This is a genomic window from Nioella sp. (genome assembly GCF_964229645.1).
GTDB lineage: Bacteria > Pseudomonadota > Alphaproteobacteria > Rhodobacterales > Rhodobacteraceae > Nioella.
On the sequence record NZ_CAXREX010000282.1, the window covers coordinates 1 to 2,160 of the forward strand.

General features: G+C 63.9%; 3 protein-coding genes. 2 read left to right on the plus strand and 1 reads right to left on the minus strand.

Annotation, left to right across the window (positions count from 1 at the left end):
• A partial coding sequence (locus ACEQXV_RS18040; RefSeq protein WP_370270334.1) for an AMP-binding protein occupies positions 1 to 665 on the minus strand: 665 nt, incomplete at its 3' end.
• Between the two features lie 145 nt (positions 666 to 810).
• Here ACEQXV_RS18040 and ACEQXV_RS18045 point away from each other — a divergent pair.
• On the plus strand, positions 811 to 1,584 hold the full coding sequence (locus ACEQXV_RS18045; RefSeq protein WP_109533176.1) for a crotonase/enoyl-CoA hydratase family protein: 774 nt from the start codon (positions 811 to 813) through the stop codon (positions 1,582 to 1,584).
• Between the two features lie 13 nt (positions 1,585 to 1,597).
• Positions 1,598 to 2,080 (plus strand): MarR family winged helix-turn-helix transcriptional regulator, encoded by a 483-nt coding sequence (locus ACEQXV_RS18050; RefSeq protein ID WP_370270335.1) that lies wholly within the window; start codon positions 1,598 to 1,600, stop codon positions 2,078 to 2,080.
• The last annotated feature ends 80 nt before the right edge of the window (positions 2,081 to 2,160 follow it).

The window sequence follows — 2,160 nt, forward strand, 5'->3', positions numbered from 1 at the left end:
GCCTTGGGGCTGCCCGTGGTGCCCGAGGTGAAGAGGAACTTGGCAATCGTGTCGAGCCCGACCGCGGCATTGGCCTGGTCCACGGCGTCGGTGACCGGGGTCGCCAGCAGCGTCTCCCAGTCCATCGCGCGCCCCTCGCCCGCCTTGCCCAGCACCGGCAGGCCCGCGAAGACCTCGGCGATGGCGGGGGCGAAGGGGGTGGTATCCTCGGCATAGACCGCGCCTGGCGTGATCTGGTCGCGCACCGAAACGAGCTTGCCGTATTCGCCCGAGGCCAGCGCATAGGCCGGCGCGATGGCGGCCGAGGGGACGCCCACATACTGCGCGCCAAGCGCCATCAGCGCGTGGCCGACCGAATTGGCTGACAGGATGACCAGCGGTCGCTCGACCGACAGGTTCAGGTCCAGAAGCGCCTGCCCGATCGCGCGGATATGCGCCAGCATCTGCGCGAAGCTGACGCGCTGCCAGTCGCCATCGGGCCCGCGTTCGGCCATCCATGTGGTGTCGGGCGTCTTCTTCGCCCATTCATGGATCTTGACGGAAAGCTTTTCGGGGTAATCATTGAGGGTGCCGTTCTGCCAGACCAGGATGGTGCCATCCTTGCGGCGCTCCCAGTCGATATCCGGCTGCCAGAGTTTGACCTTGCGCAACGGTGATTCTGTCATGACGTCCTCCTCTGTCCGATTGTTTACATAGATACTTTTTCCTCGGATAGAGAATTTTTGTTTACACGGATACTTTTTCTATGGATACTTCCGCCTGAATCGGCCGGGAGGGGCGGTTCGCTCTCTATCAGCGGCAGGGTCATCTATGGACTACCTTACACTCGAATTTTCCGGTGATGTCGGCATCGTCGGCCTCAATCGTCCGTCGAAGCGCAATGCGATCTCGGATGCGTTCATCGAGGAATTCGACGACGTCATCACCCAGGTCGAAGCCAAGGCCAAAGCCGGCGTGATCCACGGCCACGGTCCGCATTTCTGCGCCGGCCTGGACCTTGCCGAGCATGTCAAGAAAACGCCCTTCGAAGGCGTCCAGGGCTCGCGCCGCTGGCATCAGGTCTTCGCCCGGATCCAGCGCGGCAAATTGCCGTGGTTCGCGGCGCTGCACGGCGCGGTCGTGGGCGGCGGGCTTGAACTGGCTTCGTCGGTGCATGTGCGCGTGGCCGACAAGACGGCGTTCTTCGCCCTGCCCGAAGGCCAGCGCGGCATCTTTGTCGGCGGCGGCGCCTCGGCCCGCACGGCGCGGCTGATGGGTGTGTCGCGGATGATGGACCTGATGATGACCGGCCGCTCGATCGACGCCGACACGGCCGAACGCTGGGGCACCGTCAACTACGTCGTCGACGCGGGCACCGCGCTGGAAGAGGCGGTGAAGATGGCCGCGAAGGCCGCCACCAATGCCGAATTGTCGAACTACGCAATCATCCACGCCCTGCCGCGCATCAACGACATGGCGACCGATGACGGCCTGTGGGTCGAAAGCCTGATCGCGTCCTTCACCCAAACCAGCCCCGAGGCCGAGGCGCGGCTCAACGCGTTCCTCGAAAAGCGCGTGGGCAAGGTCAGCAACCCCAACGCGTGACAGGGCGCCCGGCGTGAACGCTCCTTTCCCCACCGATACCAAAACGGAAGAGCCCGTCGAACTCGGCGCGCTGACCGGGTCGGTGGGGTTCATGCTGCGGATGTGCCAGACCCGCGCCTACGACCAGTTCTTCCAGGAGTTCCTGTCGACGGATGTCACGCCCGGCGTGATCACCCTGCTGTGGGTTCTGGACCTGAATCCGGGGTTGAAACAGGGCAATGTAGGCCGCACGCTGAACATCAAGCCCGCGCATATGACGAAGCTGGTCCAGCGGCTGGTGAAGGCGGGTTATGTCGAACGGCGCGTCCCGCCCGAGGATCGCCGCTCGATCCGGCTGCACCTGACCGCATCGGGGCGCGACTATCTGAACCGTTACCGCGAGCGTTTTCTCGCGGTCCACAAAGCCGAGCGCGTCGGTCTCAGCGACGCCGAGATGGCCACTCTGCTGGCGCTTCTTAACAAACTCAATTTCGAAGAGGCTCCCGAATGCCCGTGAACATGGACGAAATCGTCGCCATCGACATCCACACCCATGCCGAGGAACCCTGCGACACCTGCCGCGACGATGGCTACAAC